The sequence below is a fragment of the Psychrobacter sp. AOP7-B1-24 genome, assembly GCF_052376215.1.
Classification (GTDB): domain Bacteria; phylum Pseudomonadota; class Gammaproteobacteria; order Pseudomonadales; family Moraxellaceae; genus Psychrobacter.
The window spans coordinates 1-3,852 of record NZ_JBQSVL010000133.1 but is presented as its reverse complement, the minus strand read 5'-3'; the positions used below and the strand labels follow the sequence as shown (position 1 = coordinate 3,852).

At 41.5% G+C, this 3,852-nt stretch carries 6 protein-coding genes and 1 tRNA gene; 6 read left to right on the top strand and 1 reads right to left on the bottom strand.

Annotated features, from left to right (window positions below):
- Nucleotides 1-225 precede the first annotated feature (225 nt).
- Nucleotides 226-300 (top strand) — tRNA-Gly (locus ACT3QP_RS14325).
- Nucleotides 301-777: 477 nt separating this feature from the next.
- Here ACT3QP_RS14325 and ACT3QP_RS14320 read toward each other — a convergent pair.
- Nucleotides 778-1,014 (bottom strand): helix-turn-helix domain-containing protein, encoded by a 237-nt coding sequence (locus ACT3QP_RS14320; RefSeq protein WP_281490000.1) that lies wholly within the window; start codon nt 1,012-1,014, stop codon nt 778-780.
- A 122-nt stretch (nt 1,015-1,136) separates the two neighbouring features.
- Between ACT3QP_RS14320 and ACT3QP_RS14315 the strand changes: the two genes are divergently transcribed.
- The 5 genes from ACT3QP_RS14315 to ACT3QP_RS14295 form a co-directional block, all read left to right on the top strand.
- Nucleotides 1,137-1,352 carry a hypothetical protein gene (locus tag ACT3QP_RS14315; RefSeq protein WP_147222245.1) on the top strand — a complete coding sequence of 72 codons (216 nt, stop codon included), beginning with the start codon at nt 1,137-1,139 and terminating at the stop codon, nt 1,350-1,352.
- A 26-nt stretch (nt 1,353-1,378) separates the two neighbouring features.
- A complete protein-coding gene (locus ACT3QP_RS14310; protein WP_444525972.1) occupies nt 1,379-2,623 on the top strand; it encodes an Arm DNA-binding domain-containing protein in 1,245 nt (414 codons plus the stop codon).
- Nucleotides 2,620-2,913, top strand: coding sequence for a hypothetical protein (locus ACT3QP_RS14305; protein WP_444525971.1), 294 nt, complete (start codon nt 2,620-2,622; stop codon nt 2,911-2,913). The genes ACT3QP_RS14310 and ACT3QP_RS14305 overlap by 4 nt, the downstream gene beginning before the upstream one ends.
- 10 nt (nt 2,914-2,923) lie before the next feature.
- Nucleotides 2,924-3,244 carry a hypothetical protein gene (locus ACT3QP_RS14300; protein ID WP_444525970.1) on the top strand — a complete coding sequence of 107 codons (321 nt, stop codon included), beginning with the start codon at nt 2,924-2,926 and terminating at the stop codon, nt 3,242-3,244.
- Between the two features lie 77 nt (nt 3,245-3,321).
- The coding region (locus ACT3QP_RS14295; protein WP_444525969.1) for a transposase at nt 3,322-3,852 on the top strand (531 nt) is incomplete at its 3' end.

The window sequence follows — 3,852 nt, the reverse complement described above, 5'->3', positions numbered from 1 at the left end:
CTGATAATTTTTTGTAGTTAGAGTGACTTATAATGAGCATTCCAGTCTATTTATCTCATGCAAATTTTTTGGAATGCATATTATAAGAAACTGTTATATCATATCTATGCAGTTATATGACATGCCTGTTTTGCTAACTTTACTTTTTTTGACTTAAGTGTTGACAGTTAAAAAAAACTGCGTATAATATGCCCTCATCAACTGACAATAGTTACTTGATAATTAGCGGGAATAGCTCAGTGGTAGAGCATAACCTTGCCAAGGTTGGGGTCGAGAGTTCGAATCTCTTTTCCCGCTCCAAATACTTAGAAAGCCTCACTTAACAGTGAGGCTTTTTTTTGTCCAATTTTCGGGAGTTGTAGAGAAATTCTCGAGATATTTTTTTTAATATAGTTAAGCTTATCTACTCAGTCAAAAAGCTTGTTTTCAGTGCGGTGCCCATTTGGTGCCCAAACCGTGCCCTGCCCTAAAACTGCGTATACGTATCTGACCACAACCTAGGTATTTTTGGTTCAAAAACCATCATGACACCTAACCTAGTGAATTTGGCACTATGCTGATTTTTGAACCCAACCTCAATTCAGCAAAAAACGTGTTTTTCAGAGGCCTAAATTTTCCGAAATCCATTTCAGATTTATAACATTCAAAATTAATTGTCGCTTAAACAGTGATGACCACAACCTAACATTTAAAAGTAATTAGACCGAGTAAAATATGTATCGGCGCTAAGCTTAATGATTTTTCAAGACACTTCGAACAACCATCCTAGTAAGCATTCTAACTTTCTTTTGAACTCTCTTCCTCACAAACTTCATCTTCTTCATAGAGGATAATATCGCCGGGTGTGCAATCTAAAAGCTTACAAAGCTCATTTAATGAATCAAAGTCTATTCTAGTGACTTCATTATTGTACATTCGATACAAAGTAGACCTTCCTAGTTTAGACATCCTGTCAGCATCAGCTACACGGATGCCTCTTTGTGCAAATAAAACAGGTAAATTGAGCTTAATCATATATAAAATCCCTAAAGTGATAAAAAAGTGCTTGCAAGTGATAATATTTATAGATAATATGTACTCATTAGTGATAACTAATCATTCACTAATAGTAAATTTATTTCACATGGAGAACTATTATGTCACAGACTTATCTCACTACTCAAGAACTCGCGGATCGTATCAAATACGACGCACGCACTATTCGCAATCAAATGAAGGACACTGTCCTAATTGAGAATATCCATTACATACGCCCTTTTGGCGGTCGCAAGATTTTATATGTATGGGAGCGTATCGAAGAGGATATGTGCAAACCTGTTATGAGTGCGATCAATGGTATGGCTTTACAGTAAGTTTTATTTGAACAAGGAGATTAACAATGGCATCAGTAAGAGCAAGGCGTGGCAAGCTATTCATAGATTTCACATATATGAATATTCGTTGCCGTGAGACAACAAACTTCCCTGATACTCCAGCAAACGTTAAAAAGCTGGCTTTAGTAGCAAAAAAAATGGAAGCAGAAATCACCCTAGGCATCTTTGACTATGGCGCTTACTTTCCGAAGAGTACACGTTTAAAAGAGATGACGGCACTGGCTGATAGAGCGGAAGCTTGTATCAGTCGTAACCCAACCTTTAGGCAGTTCTCAGAGATTTGGTATGAGGAGAAGAAGATTGAATGGCGGCCGAGCTATCGGCAAAAGACGCAGATTATTTTAAATAAGTACTTGTTACCTGAGTTTGGTGGCAAAGCAGTACATGCCATAAAAAAACCAGACTTGCTGACCTTCCGTAGCTCTCTCGCCAAAGTTCGTTACGGTAAAGATGGTCAGTCAAGTCTGTCAGTAGCACGAATCAATCAGATCATGATACTTCTTCGTATGATACTAGAAGAAGCGTCAGATCGCCATGAGTTTGAGATGCCTTATAAAAATATTAAGAATCTCAAGCAAGCTCGTCCGGATGTGAATCCTTTTACCTTAAGCGAGGTATGGCTAATTTTAAAGCATGTCCGTGCTGATTATAAGCCCTACTACACCATCCGCTTCTTTACCGGGATGCGCACCAGTGAGATTGACGGGCTTAAGTGGGACTGTATTAACTTTGATCGACGTGAAATCAGTATCAGAGGAGCATTAGTAAACGGTGAGATGGGTCCGACTAAGACGTTGGGCTCGCAACGTGATATTGCGATGTCACAGTTAGTGTATGACGCCCTGCTGGAGCAGAAGACGCGCACCTTTGGTAAGTCAGAGTTTGTGTTTTGCAACTCACAAGGCAATCCAATGGAGTATCGCAATGTGAACAGACGGGTATGGAAACCCACCCTTGCCCTACTCGGCCTCAAACATCGGCGGGCTTATCAAACTCGACACACGGCAGCGACGCTATGGCTGGCTGCTGGTGAAAACCCTGAGTGGATAGCACGGCAGATGGGTCACAGTAGTACGGAGATGCTGTTTCGGGTGTATAGCCGCTATGTGCCTGATATCACCCGTCAAGATGGCTCAGCAATGGATAACTTACTGCTTGCGAGTAAGGAGAAGTTAACCAACGCATCAAATAGCTCTGAAGGTGAAGCACTCATCAGGAATAAACAGACTGACAAGGAGACGTCACAATGACAATTATCAATTATGAGGAGCTGTTTGGTGAGTTTAAACCTGATGGTGCAATCAATGAGGATGCGAATGTTATCGCTAACTCATTAATACGTGATCTGTGTATCTCCTCTGGTCATAATCTAGCACGCTTCTTAGGAGTGAAGCGGTGCTTTGATAACGATATGGCGATGCGTGTATGGGTACAGAAGCGCTTGGATGCTCAGGATGGGTACTTTGTGGAAGACATGAGCAGTAGGCTTCAGAGTGAGCTTTATGAGCTACTACCGCACTCTAGCTACGGCAGCTACTGAGGAGAATATGATGAGTGTAAAACTTCAGCCTAATATGACGCAGAACGCACGAGATCTAAAGATCTGTGAGGATTACTGGTCATATGATAACGAAAGTGACTATATTGCTCATGTAGAAACCATCTGTGAGAAGTATGAAATTAGTCCACAGGTACTGTTCGAAACAATCGGTGAGTGTTTTGCTTATTTAGATGATGTGCGATGCGAGTACTGTGGTTATGTGTGCCCTTTACAGATACCAGCAGACACTCCATATATGCGGGCAAAAGACAGTTGGTTATGCGCAATATGTGAGCATGCTTTGTGGCGGGCAGATAAAGAAAATAAATGAGTGTTAGCCATCAAAAAAGCCGAGCCTTTCCTAAAAACTGTGTAACTGCTTATAATCCACTAACTGGAGAATAAGCAATGACTACTCAATCTGACCTTAAAAAACTGGCCGAGCAAATGGCTGGTAGCATGAACAGCTTTGATGACATCAAAGACTTCCAAAAGCAGCTCATGCAATCCTTTATCGATACTGCCTTAGAGGCTGAGATGGAAGACCATCTTGGCTATCCCAAACATGAGAAGGCGGATAAACCTAATAAGCGTAATGGGCACACTAAAAAGACCGTCCGCAGTGACACAGGCGATCTTGAGATATCTACCCCAAGAGACCGTGATGGCGTTTTTGAACCTACACTTGTGCGCAAGCATCAAACCCGTATCTCAGGGCTTGATGATAAAATCATATTTCTTTACGCCAAGGGCCAAACCACCACCGAGATTGTAGAGAGCATTAAAGAGCTCTACGATGTCGATATCTCAAGTAGCTTGGTTTCAAGAGTCACCGATAACATATTAGAGGACATCACCGCTTGGCAGAACCGGCCATTGAGCAGTGTTTATCCTATCGTCTATCTAGACTGCATTGTCGTCAAAGTACGTCAAGACAAG

What these genes read in the sequence shown, in the direction of transcription:
- ACT3QP_RS14320 (WP_281490000.1), bottom strand. Translation starts at nt 1,014, where the DNA reads ATGATTAAGCTCAATTTACCTGTTTTATTTGCACAAAGAGGCATCCGT.
- ACT3QP_RS14315 (WP_147222245.1), top strand. Translation starts at nt 1,137, where the DNA reads ATGTCACAGACTTATCTCACTACTCAAGAACTCGCGGATCGTATCAAA.
- ACT3QP_RS14310 (WP_444525972.1), top strand. Translation starts at nt 1,379, where the DNA reads ATGGCATCAGTAAGAGCAAGGCGTGGCAAGCTATTCATAGATTTCACA.
- ACT3QP_RS14305 (WP_444525971.1), top strand. Translation starts at nt 2,620, where the DNA reads ATGACAATTATCAATTATGAGGAGCTGTTTGGTGAGTTTAAACCTGAT.
- ACT3QP_RS14300 (WP_444525970.1), top strand. Translation starts at nt 2,924, where the DNA reads ATGAGTGTAAAACTTCAGCCTAATATGACGCAGAACGCACGAGATCTA.